The sequence below is a fragment of the Aliivibrio finisterrensis genome, assembly GCF_008933155.1.
GTDB classification, from domain to species: domain Bacteria; phylum Pseudomonadota; class Gammaproteobacteria; order Enterobacterales; family Vibrionaceae; genus Aliivibrio; species Aliivibrio finisterrensis.
In genome coordinates, this window is sequence record NZ_WBVP01000026.1 from 18,299 (window position 1) to 34,467 (window position 16,169).

17 protein-coding genes and 1 tRNA gene are annotated in these 16,169 nt (G+C 40.7%); 7 read left to right on the forward strand and 11 right to left on the reverse strand.

Translation table 11 applies throughout. The features are described from left to right. Positions 1-29: 29 nt before the first annotated feature. The 3 genes from F8B77_RS16055 to F8B77_RS16065 form a co-directional block, all read right to left on the reverse strand. Positions 30-509 carry a tRNA (cytidine(34)-2'-O)-methyltransferase gene (locus tag F8B77_RS16055; protein WP_151656587.1) on the reverse strand — a complete coding sequence of 160 codons (480 nt, stop codon included), beginning with the start codon at positions 507-509 and terminating at the stop codon, positions 30-32. A gap of 115 nt (positions 510-624) precedes the next feature. Further along, positions 625-2,016: an envelope stress sensor histidine kinase CpxA gene (gene cpxA / locus F8B77_RS16060; RefSeq protein WP_151656560.1), complete on the reverse strand. Its 1,392-nt coding sequence runs from the start codon at positions 2,014-2,016 to the stop codon at positions 625-627. Positions 2,017-2,019: 3 nt separating this feature from the next. Continuing rightward, positions 2,020-2,703: a response regulator gene (locus tag F8B77_RS16065; RefSeq protein ID WP_151656563.1), complete on the reverse strand. Its 684-nt coding sequence runs from the start codon at positions 2,701-2,703 to the stop codon at positions 2,020-2,022. Between the two features lie 197 nt (positions 2,704-2,900). Here F8B77_RS16065 and F8B77_RS16070 point away from each other — a divergent pair, with 197 nt between their 5' ends. The 3 genes from F8B77_RS16070 to pfkA all read left to right on the forward strand — a co-directional run bounded on the left by F8B77_RS16070 (position 2,901) and on the right by pfkA (position 5,641). Continuing rightward, positions 2,901-3,395: a CpxP family protein gene (locus F8B77_RS16070; RefSeq protein WP_151656565.1), complete on the forward strand. Its 495-nt coding sequence runs from the start codon at positions 2,901-2,903 to the stop codon at positions 3,393-3,395. A 159-nt stretch (positions 3,396-3,554) separates the two neighbouring features. Next, the gene (gene fieF, locus F8B77_RS16075; RefSeq protein ID WP_151656567.1) at positions 3,555-4,460 is read left to right on the forward strand and encodes a CDF family cation-efflux transporter FieF; all 906 of its coding nucleotides are present in this window, start codon (positions 3,555-3,557) and stop codon (positions 4,458-4,460) included. Positions 4,461-4,678: 218 nt separating this feature from the next. Next, positions 4,679-5,641, forward strand: coding sequence for a 6-phosphofructokinase (gene pfkA / locus F8B77_RS16080; RefSeq protein ID WP_151656569.1), 963 nt, complete (start codon positions 4,679-4,681; stop codon positions 5,639-5,641). 90 nt (positions 5,642-5,731) lie between these two features. On the opposite strand, the gene epmB is transcribed toward pfkA, so the two are convergent. Continuing rightward, positions 5,732-6,754: an EF-P beta-lysylation protein EpmB gene (epmB, locus tag F8B77_RS16085; RefSeq protein WP_151656571.1), complete on the reverse strand. Its 1,023-nt coding sequence runs from the start codon at positions 6,752-6,754 to the stop codon at positions 5,732-5,734. A gap of 32 nt (positions 6,755-6,786) precedes the next feature. On the opposite strand from epmB, the gene efp reads away from it, so the two are divergent. After that, complete coding sequence (efp, locus tag F8B77_RS16090; protein WP_130043847.1) at positions 6,787-7,353, forward strand: elongation factor P; 567 nt, start codon at positions 6,787-6,789, stop codon at positions 7,351-7,353. A 148-nt stretch (positions 7,354-7,501) separates the two neighbouring features. Here efp and frdD read toward each other — a convergent pair whose 3' ends face one another. The 4 genes from frdD to frdA are packed head-to-tail and all read right to left on the reverse strand — an operon-like array spanning position 7,502 to position 10,816. Beyond that, positions 7,502-7,864, reverse strand: coding sequence for a fumarate reductase subunit FrdD (frdD, locus tag F8B77_RS16095; RefSeq protein ID WP_167512840.1), 363 nt, complete (start codon positions 7,862-7,864; stop codon positions 7,502-7,504). 11 nt (positions 7,865-7,875) lie between these two features. After that, positions 7,876-8,259, reverse strand: a complete 384-nt coding sequence (gene frdC, locus F8B77_RS16100; RefSeq protein WP_151656575.1) for a fumarate reductase subunit FrdC — start codon at positions 8,257-8,259, stop codon at positions 7,876-7,878. Between the two features lie 2 nt (positions 8,260-8,261). Beyond that, complete coding sequence (locus tag F8B77_RS16105; protein WP_130043849.1) at positions 8,262-9,005, reverse strand: succinate dehydrogenase/fumarate reductase iron-sulfur subunit; 744 nt, start codon at positions 9,003-9,005, stop codon at positions 8,262-8,264. Continuing rightward, entirely contained in the window at positions 9,005-10,816 is a 1,812-nt protein-coding gene (frdA, locus tag F8B77_RS16110) for a fumarate reductase (quinol) flavoprotein subunit (protein ID WP_130043850.1), read from the reverse strand. The genes F8B77_RS16105 and frdA overlap by 1 nt, the downstream gene beginning before the upstream one ends. Positions 10,817-11,223: 407 nt before the next feature. On the opposite strand from frdA, the gene epmA reads away from it, so the two are divergent. Continuing rightward, on the forward strand, positions 11,224-12,198 hold the full coding sequence (epmA, locus tag F8B77_RS16115; RefSeq protein WP_167512841.1) for an elongation factor P--(R)-beta-lysine ligase: 975 nt from the start codon (positions 11,224-11,226) through the stop codon (positions 12,196-12,198). A gap of 16 nt (positions 12,199-12,214) precedes the next feature. On the opposite strand, the gene F8B77_RS16120 is transcribed toward epmA, so the two are convergent. The 3 genes from F8B77_RS16120 to rsgA all read right to left on the reverse strand — a co-directional run bounded on the left by F8B77_RS16120 (position 12,215) and on the right by rsgA (position 15,184). Next, positions 12,215-13,102: a DMT family transporter gene (locus F8B77_RS16120; protein WP_167512842.1), complete on the reverse strand. Its 888-nt coding sequence runs from the start codon at positions 13,100-13,102 to the stop codon at positions 12,215-12,217. A gap of 104 nt (positions 13,103-13,206) precedes the next feature. Beyond that, positions 13,207-14,070 (reverse strand): archaetidylserine decarboxylase, encoded by an 864-nt coding sequence (gene asd / locus F8B77_RS16125; protein WP_151656579.1) that lies wholly within the window; start codon positions 14,068-14,070, stop codon positions 13,207-13,209. A 58-nt stretch (positions 14,071-14,128) separates the two neighbouring features. Next, complete coding sequence (gene rsgA, locus F8B77_RS16130; RefSeq protein ID WP_151656581.1) at positions 14,129-15,184, reverse strand: small ribosomal subunit biogenesis GTPase RsgA; 1,056 nt, start codon at positions 15,182-15,184, stop codon at positions 14,129-14,131. 98 nt (positions 15,185-15,282) lie between these two features. Between rsgA and orn the strand changes: the two genes are divergently transcribed. Further along, the gene (gene orn / locus F8B77_RS16135) at positions 15,283-15,828 is read left to right on the forward strand and encodes an oligoribonuclease (RefSeq protein ID WP_151656583.1); all 546 of its coding nucleotides are present in this window, start codon (positions 15,283-15,285) and stop codon (positions 15,826-15,828) included. 143 nt (positions 15,829-15,971) lie between these two features. Then, positions 15,972-16,047, forward strand: a tRNA-Gly gene (locus F8B77_RS16140). Positions 16,048-16,169: the final 122 nt, after the last annotated feature.

Here is a 16,169-nt window from a genome sequence, read left to right on the forward strand (position 1 = left end):
TTTGTCTTTGGACTATGAGAAACGAGAAATTATAACCCGCCTTCAAATCCCATCTGACGCCACGCTTCAAATACGATGATAGCAACAGAGTTTGATAAGTTTAAACTGCGGCTGTCTGGCATCATAGGAATTCGAACACGTTGTTTCATTGGTAAGCCATCAATTAAATCAGCGGGCAATCCACGAGTCTCTGGGCCGAATAACAACACATCACCTTTCTGGTAGCTTGGGGTTGTGTGATGACCAGTGGTCTTAGTGGTGCAGGCAAAGATACGGTGTTCACCTTTACTTTCATTTTCTAAATAATCAAGAAAGGCGGCGTAATTTTTGTGGCGTTTTACATGGGTTAATTCATGATAATCTAACCCTGCTCGGCGAAGTTTTTTCTCTTCTAAATCGAATCCTAATGGTTCAATTAAATGCAGGTTTGCACCACAGTTAGCTGACAGGCGAATGATGTTACCCGTATTTGGGGCGATTTCAGGTTCGTACAACGCAATATCAAACATAGTGAACTCTTGAATAACGGAAAGTAAACTCAGTATATCTAATTGATAGGTATCGGGGTAGGGTGCACTCGTAACAACATGACTTACTTTGAGATAAGCCATGTTGTTATAGTCATTATTGTTCTATCGGCAGTGTGATCGTCATGCGAAGCCCACCAAGGGGACTTTTACTCGCAATGATGGTGCCGCTGTGCTGGTGAATGGCACTTTCGGTAATCGCCAAACCAAGACCTGTTCCTCCACTGCTTCGATCTCGAGCGGTAGATACTCGATAGAAGGGTTTGAAGATATCCTTGAGTTCATCTTTTGGTACACCATCACCATTGTCATCAACGGTGATAGTGAGAATGTTGCCATTATCGTTGATATTCACAGTGACCACATCATTACCGTACTTAATAGCATTGCGTATTACGTTTTCAACCGCGCTCATTAATAGATTAGGGTTACCAAAAATAGGCGTTTCTTTTAAATCAGAATAAGTCAGTATTTTATTTGAATGTTCTGCCTCAAATTGAGCATCTTCTAAAATATCAAACCATAATGAGTAAGCATCAGTTTTCTCTCGTTCTTGATGGCTGTTTACTTGTATTCGAGAGAGTTCTAATAGCTCAGAAATCATCTGCTCTAAGCGATCCGCTTCCATATCAATACGAGATAACTCAGCGCTTTCACCTTGCTTACGAGTGGCAAGGGCAGTTGCCATTCTTAAACGAGTTAAGGGGGAGCGCAATTCATGAGAAATATCAGATAATAAGCGCTGCTGGCCTGAGACCATGGTGTTGAGTGACCCAACCATCTGATTAAAGCTTTGCCCTGTTTTTCTAAATTCTCTTGGCCCTTTTTCTAACGCCTCATCTTTTTCAAATTGCCCCTTAGCAACCCGCTCTGCTGCTTTTTGTAAACGTCTTGCAGGTTGACTTAACGCCCAAGCAAGCCAAAGTAAAAAAGGCGTACTAACGAGCATGGTCACTAGTAATAATTGCCCTGGTTTATCTAATATTCTAAGAATAAATGGGGGGGGCTTTTTCCAATATCGTCCCACATACATGTACACGGTTTCATGAGCGATGACGATATCAAAAGGCCCCGCCATCATGGTTCTGCCATACAGTTTTTGTTGAGGCAGATCAGGATCATCAGAAAGTGTTAAAAAGTTAAGTAACGCTTTTTTTCTTCCTCGTAGCTCTTTAGGTTTATCTAAAATTTCACCCGTTGGTGTGGTAAAAAAGAGATCGAGCGCTTCATCATGCTCGTGCGCTTTATGACTTATTTCTCGCAGTGTGGTTTTTAAATTATCACGCTCAGAATACTTCCCCGTAATGTAGGCAGCAATTTGCGTCATTTTACTAAGATGCTCGGTGGCAATGTTATGACGAGAGCGTGGATCAAAGTTGGGGCCAATAACAACCCCGATCAGAACCAATAATAATGTAAACCAAAATATGGCAAAGATACGGCCATATAAGCTGGATAAAAGAGGGAAGCGTGTATTTACTTTAAACACCAATTATTCCTCAACAAACAAATAGCCACGACCACGTAAGGTTTTAATGCGTGGCTTTCCTTCTGAGAGTGGTGGTAATTTTTTACGTAGGTTTGAAACGTGCATATCAATAGCGCGATCAAAGGGTGCTAGGCGTTTACCAAGCACTTCTAGGCTGAGTTCTTCTTTAGAGATGATCTCTCCTGGTTTTTGAATAAATTGAGACAACAGCCCAAACTCAGTTCCAGTTAAGTCCAGCAATTCACCATGATTGTAGGCTTCTTGTTTACCGATGAATATTTCAATGCCTTGATATTTAATGCTACTGCTGTTGCTTTCTTTGGTTTTATTTTGTGTACGACGTAAAATAGCGCGAATACGAGCCAGTAGTTCTCTATCACTAAAAGGTTTTGGTAGGTAATCATCGGCGCCAAGTTCTAAACCAATCACACGATCAATTTCTTCTCCTTTTGCTGTAAGCATTAATACCGGAGTTTCATTGGTCTCTCGTAATTTACGAAGCATATCCATGCCATTCATTTTTGGCATCATGATATCAAGTAGGATCAGGTCCAAATCATTAGTGATCGCTTCAAGGCCTTCAATGCCATTATTTGCTTCTGTAACTTGATAACCTTCTAGACTTAGGATGTCTTTTAGTAGCGAGGTTAGCTCAATATCGTCATCAACTAATAAAATCTTTGCCATTTTTATTCACCTGCATAAATAGTTTCTGAGTGTAGTATCGCCAAATAAATGAAGGAATACCAACCTTCAAAATAACCTTTACGTTGCTTTACTCGCAAATACATTCATTTACGTTGGCTGAGCTATTCTTACTCCATACCAAGCAGCAACAAGCTGATTTTTGATTGAAACCCATTTTCTGTAACGGAGATAACACAATGAACATGATGAAAAAAATGATTTTAGGCGCAGTTGTTCTTCCTCTTTCTTTTGCTTCTGCATCGGCATTTGCTTTTGGTGGTGGCCATCACGAAGGTGGAATGAAAGGCGGTGAAGGCATGCACGGTGGTAAGTGTATGATGAAAGCAAATAAGAAGGCGTTTAAAGATTTAGATCTTACTGATGCACAAGAAGATAAATTTGATGAGATGCGTGACGCTCGTAAAGCTGAAATGAAAGCGAAGAAAGGCCAAAAACGTCAGCCAACGGCTGAAATGAAAGCCGATCATGAAGCGATGCAAAACTTAATGTTAGCGGATAATTTTGATGAGCAGGCAGTACGTAATTTGGCTGAAAAAATGTCACAGCGTCAAATCGATCGCCGTGTTGAAATGATGAAAAAACGTCATGAAATGATGAATATTCTAACACCAGAGCAAAAAGCAGAATTTAAAGCAAATCAAGATAAGTACATTGCTGATTGCGCTAAATAAACGCAATTATCTCTAGAAAATGAAAACGGGCCTTTATGATAAATAAAGGCCCGTTTTTTATTTAGACCTGTTTTGTTGTAAATATATTAATAAATGGAATAACTATCTTGAGCGTAACCCTTTATACTAAAGTTTGATTTTTAGGTAGATGGATGAAACATGACTCAACGATACGCGTCTTTAGTGACTACGGCTGCATGGCTTGCAACCATTGTTGCGACAATTTTAATGCTATTTAAATTAGGAACTTGGTGGGTCACGGGTTCAGTCAGTTTATTGGCTTCGTTAGTTGACTCTTTACTTGATATGGGCGCATCTATCACTAACCTTTTAGTCGTCCGTTACGCATTACAACCTGCTGATGAAGAGCACCGTTTTGGGCATGGTAAGGCGGAGTCGCTAGCGGCGTTAGCTCAGGCAATGTTTATTTCTGGTTCTGCTTGCTTCTTATTGTTGAATGGGGTTGAGCGTTTTTTCCGCCCTCAAGATGTTATTGCTCCTGAGTTAGGGGTGTATGTCAGTGGGTTTGCTATTGTGTTAACTCTTGGCCTTGTTATGTTCCAGCAATGGGTAGTTAAACAGACGGGGAGCCAGGCTATTGCTGCGGATTCATTACATTACAAAACCGATTTATTCATGAATGCCGCTATTATGTTAGCACTTGCATTAAGTTGGTATGGTTGGCATCAAGCTGATGCTATTTTTGCCTTAGTCATTGGTGTGTATATTTTAATTAGCGCATTTAAAATGGCGTATGAGGCGATTCAACTATTACTTGATAGACAGCTGCCACAAGAAGAGTTGGATCAGATAAGAGAGGCGTGTTGTCGAGTCGAAGGGGTTAAAGGCATTCATGATTTACGAACGCGTTTAGCTGGCCCAACCCGATTTATTCAACTGCATTTAGAGTTGCCAGATCATATGCCATTAGTTGAAGCACATCGTATTGCGGATAAAGTTGAAGACGAGCTTTTAACAGTATTTCCACATTCTGATATTATAATTCATCAAGACCCACTTTCAGTTGTGCTAGACTCAGAGAGAGAGCAGAGTCAGTTTAGTTAGTGAGTACGTAGTATTATTAGCAATAATTGTTTTTTCGTAACAGAAAAATGAAACAGTCGTGATTGATTCTGATGTGAATCAACGAACTTTTTCAGTAAACTGGTAATACTCTTACATAAGAAAAAAAATTACAGATTATTAATGGTGAGTAGATTAGGGAGTTTACTTGCTGTATTAGAAATTGAAATTGAAATTCCCAACCATATTAGAGGGTAACCATGGTCAAGAAGATTGGTGTTTTAACAAGTGGTGGCGATGCGCCGGGTATGAATGCGGCAGTTCGTGGTGTTGTTCGTACAGCATTGACGGAAGGCCTAGAAGTATTTGGTATTCATGATGGCTACTTAGGTCTTGTTGAAGATCGTATCGAGAAATTAGAGCGCCATAGCGTATCTGATATGATCAACCGCGGCGGTACATTTTTAGGTTCAGCACGTTTTCCTGAGTTTAAAGAAGTTGCTGTTCGTGAAAAAGCGATCGAGAACCTTAAGAAACACGATATCGATGCATTAATTGTTATCGGTGGTGACGGTTCTTACATGGGCGCTAAGAAGCTAACTGAGATGGGTTACCCATGTATCGGTCTGCCTGGCACAATCGATAATGATATCGCGGGTACTGACTACACTATTGGTTACCTAACGGCGTTAAACACAGTTATTGATGCGATTGACCGCTTACGTGATACGTCTTCTTCTCACCAACGTATCTCTATTGTAGAAGTTATGGGCCGTCACTGTGGTGATTTAACATTAATGGCTGCAATTGCTGGTGGTTGTGAGTACGTAATTACTCCAGAAACAGGCTTAAACAAAGACGCGTTAATTCAGAACATTCAAGATGGTATTGCGAAAGGTAAGAAGCACGCAATCATCGCTATCACTGAATTAATGACTGATGTTAATGGTTTAGCAAAAGAGATCGAAGCTGAAACGGGTCGTGAAACTCGTGCTACCGTTCTTGGTCACATTCAGCGTGGCGGCCAGCCTGGCGCATTTGACCGTATCCTAGCGTCTCGCATGGGTAACTTCGGTGTTAAATTGTTGATTGATGGTCACGGTGGCCGTTGTGTTGGTATTCAGAATGAGCAACTAGTTCATCACGATATCATCGATGCAATTGAAAACATGCGTCGTCCAGAAAAAATTGAGCTATACAAAGTAGCTGAAGAGTTATTCTAATTTATAATTGAATTTTAGATACAAAAAACCGAAGCGATCGCTTCGGTTTTTTTATGTCTACATACTTATGCTTCGAGAAGAGTATTGGTATTACTCTAAATATAAATCGAGAGGTGTTTTACTCTTTCTACCACCAATTTCTCTGGCAAGTGTCGGTACAAGATAACCAGAAACATTTTCAATTAATTCCCCCATTAGTTGTTTTGCTTTTTTATCAGAAACAAAGAAATGAGCAGCACCTTGCACCTTATCTAATACATGAAGGTAATAGGGTAAAATACCCGCATCAAACAACGCCTCACTTAAATCAGTTAATGTCCTTGTTGTATCATTCACATCTTTAAGTAATACACTTTGATTTAATAGTGTGACGTTTGATTGCTTTAATTGAGTCATTTTATTTACTAACTCAGCGTTAATCTCGTTAGCATGGTTAATATGAGTCACTAGAATGATTTGTAAGCGTGTTTGTTTAAATAGCTGACACAGCGTATCAGTAATACGGTTTGGTATTACTACCGGTAAGCGAGAGTGGATACGAAGGCGCTTGATGTGCGGAATCGCTTCAATATGTTCAATTAACCATGTCAGTTCATGATCTTTTGCCATTAAAGGATCACCACCAGAAAAGATGACTTCATTTACTTCAGGATGATTTGCAATGTAATCGATTGACTCTTGCCAAATGGCCTTACTGCCTTTGTTATCTTGATATGGGAAATGACGGCGGAAGCAATAACGACAATTGACTGCACAACCTCCCTTTACAATCAATAGAACTCGGTTTTTGTATTTATGCAGTAAACCTGGTTGTTCGTTGTCTTGTTCCCCTAAAGGATCGTTCGAATATCCTTCATGTACCTCGAATTCTTGATCTAAAGGCAAAACTTGGCGTAATAAAGGATCAAAAGGGTTGCCAAATTCCATTCTATCGACAAAACTTGTCGGCACACGTAACGCAAATAACTTTTTCGCTTCTAGACCTTTCTCCCATGAAGAGCTATCAATACCTAGTGTTGAGAGTAATTGATGAGGGTCAGAGATCGCATTCGCTAGTTCTTTGAGCCAGTTTTGCTCAACAGGAGCGTCATTTCGGGTTATTATGTGTGACATTATTTATAACTCAACGATGTTAAGAGGAAATCATGGCGTCAGTAAGTACCAATGAATTCAAAGGCGGTTTGAAATTTATGCTAGATAATGAGCCATGCTCAATTATCGAGAACGAATATGTTAAGCCAGGTAAAGGTCAAGCATTCAACCGTGTAAAACTTCGTAGATTGCTTTCTGGTAAAACACTAGAAAAAACATTTAAATCAGGTGAAAGCTTTGAATTAGCAGACGTTGTAGACGTAGAGCTAGACTACCTATACAGCGACGGTGAATTTTACCACTTCATGAACAGCGTAAGCTTTGAGCAAATCGCTGCTGATGTAAAATCAGTAGGTGACGCTGCTAAATGGTTAGTAGAAAACGACACTTGTACACTGACTCTTTGGAATGATAATCCAATTACAGTGACACCGCCAAACTTTGTTGAACTTGAAGTGACTGAAACAGACCCAGGTCTGAAAGGTGATACTCAAGGTACTGGTGGTAAACCAGCAACGCTTTCTACTGGTGCAGTAGTTCGTGTTCCACTATTCATCGCTATCGGCGAAGTAGTTAAAGTTGATACGCGTACTGGCGAATATGTAGGTCGTGTTAAGTAATTTCGATTTATATTAAGATTAGCTTTATACAAAAGGTCACTTCGGTGGCCTTTTTTATTTATACCATTCTGGATAAATAGTTGAATTACATAGCAGATACAAACAAGGTTGGCATGAAGCCAACCTTTTTTATTGCTTCAGCTTTAGATTAGATCATAAAGATGAATACAACAGAAAGCACTGTAAATAGAGCCGCTGTTGCGTAACAAGCAATCTTACCTGCAGTACCTGTGTGGAATTTTAGGTCGTGCATACCATGATGTAAACGGTGCATCGCATGCCACATAGGCATAGAGATAGAACCGATAACAAATAATGCACCAATGATGCTAGTAACAAAACCAGCAACACGTAGGTAGTTCATTGATTCAGGACCAATCACACCGAGTGGAACTAAAATACCAAGAACTAAGATAGTTACTGGTGTTAGCATTGCAAACCAAGTACCACCGGCACCGAATAAGCCCCACCATACTGGTTCGTCAGAACGCTTTGGATTAAGATTTACCACAATAATTCTCCTTAAACGATAACCAATACAAGTAGTGTGATTGCAGCAACTGCTGCCCATTGTGCAAGAACAACGACTTTCTTATCCAGTGTTTTACCACCAAGACGAATAGGCATTACTTGCGGCATCATGCTAAAGAATGTTTGAGCATGGAATAAGCTACCCGCTAAAGCAACAATGTTCAGAGCAACCACAATAGGGTTTGCCATGAAATCTAACCAAGAAGCCCAAGCAAGTGGACCTTTTACTAAACTAGCTAAGCCAACAAGCAGACAGATAGTAAAGAAAATTAGCGGTAAAATTGTTGCTTCACGAACCATGTAGAAGCGGTAGAAAGGGTGATCTTTCCACCAAGTACGTGTCATTTCGCGAACGTAAGGTTTACGGTTGCTCATCCTTATGCCTCCTGTGGTTTAAGCATTGCGATAACAAAGTCTTGAGACGATGCGATCTTACCTTGGTTAACTGCTGCTGCAGGGTCAACGTGTTTTGGACATACTTCAGAACAGTAACCTACAAACGTACAGCCCCATGCGCCGTTGTCGCCATTGATTAGCTTCATACGCTCAGCAGAACCGTTATCACGGCTATCAAGATTGTAACGGTGTGCCAGTGTTAGTGCTGCAGGACCGATGAATTCAGGGTTTAGACCGAATTGAGGACACGCTGCATAACATAGACCACAGTTGATACAACCAGCGAACTGCTTGTATTTTGCCATTTGCTCAGGAGTCTGAGTGTTAGGACCTTGATCTGGAGTACGGTCGTTACCAAGAATATAAGGCTTGATTGCTTCTAAACGTTCGATGAACGGCGTCATATCAACAATTAAGTCTTTCTCGATAGGGAAGTTTGCTAATGGTTCTAGTGTTAAACCATTTGGGTAATCACGTAAGAACGCTTTACAAGCAAGCTTAGGTACGTTGTTTACCATCATGCCACAAGAGCCACAGATCGCCATACGACAAGACCAACGGTAAGATAGGTTTTTGTCTAGGTTATCTTTGATGTAACCAATTGCATCAAGAACAGAAGTTGTATCGTCACAAGGTACGTCGAACGCTTGTAGATAAGGTTTCTCATCTACCATAGGGTCGTAACGCATAATGCTTACTTTTTGAACTCTCTTACCAGCTGTCATTATGCTTGCTCCTCTGCGATCTTAGCTGCTTCAGCTTCTGCCGCTGCTGCTTTTTCTGCTGCTTCACCGTATAGGCGAGCTTTTGGTTGAGATTTGGTGATAGTTACATCGCTGTATTTAATTGTCGGCGCTGCATCTTTGTTGTAATACGCTAATGAGTGTTTTAGGAAGTTCACATCATCACGTTCTGTACAACCTTCATCTAGACGTTGGTGTGCACCACGAGACTCTTTACGTAGAATCGCAGAGTGAGCCATTGTTTCAGCAACTTCAAGGCCGTAACCTACTTCGATAGCGTATAATAGGTCAGTGTTGAACACTTTACCTTTATCTTTGATGCTGATGTTTTTATAACGTTTCTTCAGTTCAGCCAGTTTCTCAATCGTATCTTGCATCTCGTGCTCTTTACGATAGATACCACAACCCGCTTCCATTGAATGGCCCATTTCCGTACGGATATCAGACCAGTTTTCATCGCCTTCTTGAGCTAGTAATGCATCAATACGGCCTTGTACTTCTTCAATTTGTGCTTTGATAGCATCGTCATTCCAAGTTGTGAATTCAGCAGCACGCTCAGCGGCTTTTTCACCTGCAAGGCGACCAAATACAACTAACTCAGCAAGTGAGTTTGAACCTAGACGGTTTGCACCGTGAAGACCAACAGAAGAACATTCACCAACAGCAAATAGACCTTTGATGTTTGTTTCGTTGTTCTTATCCGTTTCAATACCACCCATGGTGTAGTGAACAGTAGGACGAATTGGAATTGGCTCTTTTGCTGGATCAACGTTAACGTAGGCTTTTGAAAGCTCACAGATAAACGGTAGACGTTCATTTAGGTACTCTTCACCTAGGTGACGAAGATCCAAATGCACTACATCACCAAGAGGGTGTTTGATAGTGTTGCCTTTTTGTTGTTCGTGCCAGAACGCTTGAGAAACTTTGTCACGAGGACCCAGTTCCATGTACTTGTTCTTAGGCTCACCAACAGGAGTCTCAGGACCCATGCCGTAATCTTGTAGGTAACGGTAACCATTTTTGTTTACGATGATACCGCCTTCACCACGACAACCTTCAGTCATCAGGATGCCTGTGCCAGGTAGGCCCGTTGGGTGGTATTGAACAAATTCCATATCACGCAGTGGAACACCGTGACGGAATGCCATAGCCATACCATCACCAGTAACGATACCGCCATTGGTATTACAGTGGTAAACACGACCTGCGCCACCCGTTGCAAGAACAACAGATTTTGCTTTAATACAAATAAGTTCGCCTTCAGCCATATGAATAGCAATCAGACCTTGAACTTGACCATCTTCAACTAAAATATCAACAACAAAGTACTCATCAAAACGGTTGATTTGAGGGTATTTCATTGAAGTTTGGAATAGGGTGTGAAGCATATGGAAGCCTGTCTTATCGGCAGCAAACCATGTACGTTCAACTTTCATACCACCAAAACGACGAACGTTTACTTCGCCATTTTCTTTACGGCTCCAAGGACAACCCCATTGTTCTAATTGAGTCATCTCGCGGTATGCATTTTTTACAAAGTATTCAACAACATCCTGTTCACACAGCCAATCACCACCGCCAACAGTATCGTTGAAGTGATTGTCTAGTGTATCTTCTTCCTTGGTCACGGCTGCTGACCCACCTTCCGCGGCAACAGTGTGCGAACGCATTGGGTAAACTTTTGAGATTAGAGCAATTTCTAGCTCTGGGTTCGCTTCTGCTGCTGCAATGGCAGTACGTAGACCTGCACCGCCCGCGCCGATCACTGCAATATCTGTGGTTATCGTTTTCACAGTTATTCTCCGGGATAAAAGATAAAAAATTAAATTAACCACCTAAATATGATTAATTATGAGAATCTAGCCTGCTCGTGTGACAAATAAAGAGCAAATAAAACTTAAAAATTCTGATGCCTATTCTATGTGAGCTTTTGTAATAAAAATTGATATGGATAAAGTTTTGTCGTGCAAGTACCACTAATGGGGTGGTTTGTTGTAAATAATGTGATCTCCGTCAACTAGTTAAAGCTGTTAATATTCGCTACTATTTGTAGTTAAGTTGTTGCTTTATAAGTGATAATAATTCTTATCGATCTCGTATCCCCTTGATGGGTAAGGGTATTTATAAAGTTAAAAAATAGGTAACCTTAAAGTGGGTTATCAGGTATCATTTTGGATAAGTTTTTCTAATGTATAAGATTATGACTAGTCAAAATTGGATGCCAAGTGCATCAATTGAGCAATTACAGCAACGTGCTGAGATTATGACTTCTATTCGTTTGTTCTTTTCTGAGCGAAAAGTGATGGAAGTAGATACCCCTGCAATGAGTCATGCCACTGTTACAGATGTGCACCTTCATACCTTTCAAACTGATTTTGTTGGACCGGGCTATGCCGATGGCGCGCATTTGTATTTTATGACTAGCCCTGAATTTCATATGAAGCGATTATTAGCGGCTGGAAGTGGTGCGATTTACCAAATTAATAAAGCATTTCGTAATGAAGAAGCCGGGCGTTTCCATAACCCTGAATTTACGATGTTGGAATGGTATCGCCCAAGCTTTGATCATCATCAGCTAATGGATGAAATGAATGAGCTTCTGATGTTGGTGTTAAAGTGTCATGATTCAGAGCGTATGACATATCAGGAAGCCTTTATTAAAGTGCTTGGTATTTGCCCTTTAGAATCATCTATGGATGAATTAAGAGCGGTTGCCGCTCCTCTAGGCTTATCAGATATTGCGGATATTGAAGAAGATAGAGATACATTACTGCAGCTGCTATTTAGCATGGGGGTTGAAGAGAAAATAGGCTTAGAGGTTCCTGCTTTTGTTTATGACTTCCCAGCCTCTCAAGCTGCACTTGCTAAGATTAATCCTACGGATCAGAGAGTGGCTGAACGTTTCGAGGTGTACTTTAAGGGTATTGAACTGGCGAATGGATTTCATGAGCTAGATAATGCCAAAGAACAGCTTGCTCGTTTTAAAGAAGACAATGCGAAACGTAAATCAATGGGCTTAATTGAACAACCAATTGACTATCATTTGATTGCGGCACTAGAAGCAGGTCTTCCTGATTGCGCTGGTGTTGCTCTAGGTATTGACCGCTTAATTATGCTCGCAATGGGAGAAAAGCACATTGATCAAGTGATGGCTTTTCCGTTTGATAGAGCCTAGTTATTTTTACGTTCAATTAGCTAACGATTAATCCTGTCCCTATGACTGCTAAAAAAGCACCTAACCAAGCAAAACGGTTTGGTGCTTTTTTTGTGTATAGCCACAATAAAGGTAAGATCATAATTGGTGTCGTTGAAGAAAGCAGGGCAACCATACCTACATTCCCTTTTTGTAGAGCATATAAAATTAAGGTCATACCGACAGTCATAGCAAGAAACCCATTCAATGCGACAATACCTAAAATACGTGCATTAATTGGCGTAATTGGTCGTGATATAGGTAAATTAGTCAGTCTTAATAAGCTATGAGCACCAAAAGCAGAAGCCATTCGAATTGCTGAAGCGGCAATCGGATCAGCACTGGTTAGCATTACCGGTTTTGCAATAACACCACCAAGCGCTTGGCAAAAAGCAGCAAGTAGTCCTAGAAATATGGCTATCCAAATATTGCCTTTGACTTCATCCCATGTCCCTTGATTATTTGCTTTTTTTCCAAAGAAAATAGCAATTGAGACGCCAGAGAAAACAGAAATAGCACCAGCTAGCTCCCAACCTTGTAAGGTTTCATTAAATAGCCAGTAACCAAGGATGGCTGAAAAGAGAGCGTGGCATGAGAAGAGTAACCCAGCTTGTCTTGGACCCATGCGATTAAAGCAGGCAAATAAGGCCGTATCTCCAATGAAAATGCCTATCAAACCAGAAAGCATCATTGGATAAAGGTGAGAAGAATCAATAGAGAGCCACCCACCAGTAAACCAAGCGAGCGTGGAAAGCATTATTGTTACGCAGCCCATACGCCAGCGGCTATAAGCGAATGCACCAAGGTGGCGAGCAGGAGCGACAGATATCATACTTGATAGTGCCCATAAACAAGCGGCACCAAGCGCTAACCATTCATATCCCATTATCATTCCATTGATTATTATTAGTCATGAGTTTTAGATTATCTGAACTTAAAAAAATAGCGAACACAAGGTTCGCTATTTTTGCTTTATTTTAAGTAAATTACTTATTTTGCAATATGTGCAAACGGAGTACCCATACGAGTTGGAACGCCATTTTCCATTGATGGATCAAACTTAATTGAGTTAGGTGCAAATAAGTTAATAACAGTTGAGCCTAATTTAAAGCGCCCCATCTCTTCACCTTTCTTAAAGCAAATCATATCATCGCCAGAAAGTGGGTAATGCCATGTTTTAACTGCAGGACCTGTAGGTGGTGTTACCGTATCAGCCCATGTTGTTTCAATGCTACCAACGATAGTTGCACCAACAAGAACTTGAGCCATTGCCCCAAATTCAGTATCAAAAATACAGACAACACGTTCGTTACGTGCAAATAAATTAGGTACGTTTTCTGCTGTTAATGGATTTACTGAGAAAAGATCACCAGGAACATAAATCATCTTACGTAATGTAGCATCGCAAGGCATGTGTACACGGTGGTAGTCGCGTGGTGATAAATACAGAGTTGCGAATTCGCCACCCATAAATTCTTCAGCCAGATCTTCATCACCACCAAGTAGCTCTTGAGCTGAATATACATGGCCTTTAGCTTGAACTAATTGGCCGTCAGTAATCGGGCCAAATTGGCTTACGCACGCGTCCGCTGGATGAGAAATTACATTCACACAATCATTAATAGGGCGAGCGCCATCTTCTAATTCACGAACAAAGAAGTTGTTGAATGTAGAGTACGCTTTAGGATCTGGGTTTTTAGCTTCGTTCATGTCAACTTTGTATTGTTTAATGAACCACTTAATTACCGCTGTTGTTAACCAACCCATTTTTGCTGATGCTAATTTGCCAGCCAAACGAGTAAGTGCATGTTTTGGGGTTAAATACTGTAACCCAATTTTTAAATTATCTGACACGTTATTTGCCTACTAGTTATTACTTAATGTGGATATTACCACATCTTTACTTTGTTTATTAATCGGCTTTTTTGCCGCGGGAGAATTGGCGATTGGCTTTGTTCTCAGACATACTTTCAATAATTCGATGGTAGCTTTCGAAGCGCAGTTTGGAAATTTTACCGTTTGATACCGCTTCTTGAAGAATACAGCCTGGGTCATCTTTATGCGTACAGTCTCTAAACTTACAGCCACCAATAAAGCCTTTGAACTCAACGAAAGAGGCTGTTATCTCATCTTTTTCTAAGTGCCATAAACCAAACTCACGAACCCCAGGAGAATCGATAAGATCGCCGCCATGAGGGAAATGATATAAACGAGCTGCGGTTGTTGTGTGTTGGCCAAGACCTGAGTTTTCAGAAACCGCGCCTTCAATAATTTCAAGTTCAGGCATTAATGCATTCACTAAGCTTGATTTACCAACGCCTGACTGACCAACAAAGATATTAATATGATCGCGTAGCTCAGCTTCAAGTTCTTCTACGCCATAGCCTGATTCTTTACTTACGTATTTTACTTTATAGCCAATATCTTCATATAGACTAAGAAGTTGCTTAACATCAGTAAATTCTTTTTCAGAAAGTAAATCGACTTTGTTTAGTACGATTAGCGGCTTTATATGTAATGTTTCTGACGCAATAAGGTAACGGTCAATAATGTTTAATGACAACTCAGGAAGAATAGAAGAAACAATGACCATTTGGTCAACATTTGCTGCAACGGGTTTAATGCCGTCATAATAATCTGGACGAGTGAGTATTGATGTGCGTGGCTTAACGGCTTCAACAACACCAGATATACCTGCAAGTACTTCTGTACCTGGACGCCAAATAACACGATCACCAGACACTAAGCTTTCAATACCTCGACGTAAGTTACAACGATGTATTTCTTTGCTTTCTGGATCTTCGATATCCGCATGTTGGCCAAAGCGAGTAATGACTAGCCCTTCTTTGGCTGCTTCTAATGAGGATTCATCCCACTCAATGGTGGTCTTTATCTTTTCTATACGTTTATTTTGATTAGAACGTACTCGGCGAACTTGGCCTTTAGTTAACTTTGTCTTTTTTGCCACGAAATGATTTCACTTGTAGGTTGGCTTTCAGTTTTATGTTGAAAGATAAATCGGCCCGAGTATCATACCCTTTTTAGTTACAAAATAGGCAGCTCTCTATGGCAATTAATGATCAAAACCTGATTTGGGTTGATTTGGAGATGACAGGATTGGATCCTGAAACTCATAAAATCATCGAAATCGCATCCATTGTAACTGATGCTCAGCTAAATATTTTAGCAGAAGGGCCGGTTATTGCTATTCATCAGTCAGAAGAAGAATTGGCTAAGATGGATGACTGGTGCACAAATACACACACTAACAGTGGATTAGTCGCTCGTGTACAAGCAAGTGAATACAATGAAGCTGCAGCGATCGAAGAGACGATTGCTTTTCTTGAACAGTGGGTACCAAAAGGTATTTCCCCAATTTGCGGTAACAGTATTGGCCAAGATCGCCGCTTCCTATATAAGCATATGCCTAAGCTTGAAGAGTATTTTCATTACCGCTACGTTGATGTAAGTACGATTAAAGAGCTCACTCGCCGTTGGAAACCTGAAGTTCTTGATGGCTTTGAGAAAACAGGAACCCATTTAGCATTGGATGATATTAGAGAATCTATTGCTGAGTTGAAGTATTACCGTCAACATATTTTCACAATCTAGTTCTTTTGATGAATTGTTGAGCGAAAGTGGCGGGTTTTAAAGATTTTTTAGTTTTTTTTCAAAATCCGCTTGCATCATCACGTTTTACTCGTATAATTCGCAGCCTCTGAACGAGGAGCTACTCCTTATCAGAATATCAGTATGCGACACTAGCTCAGCTGGTAGAGCGCAACCTTGCCAAGGTTGAGGTCACGAGTTCGAGCCTCGTGTGTCGCTCCAATTTCTTTTTAGTACCGTAATGAAGTGCTTCTCGAAAATTGAAATTGGTTTAAGTTTCTATTGTACTTTGAACAATGGCATCCGGACGCGGGATGGAGCAGCTTGGTAGCTCGTCGGGCTCA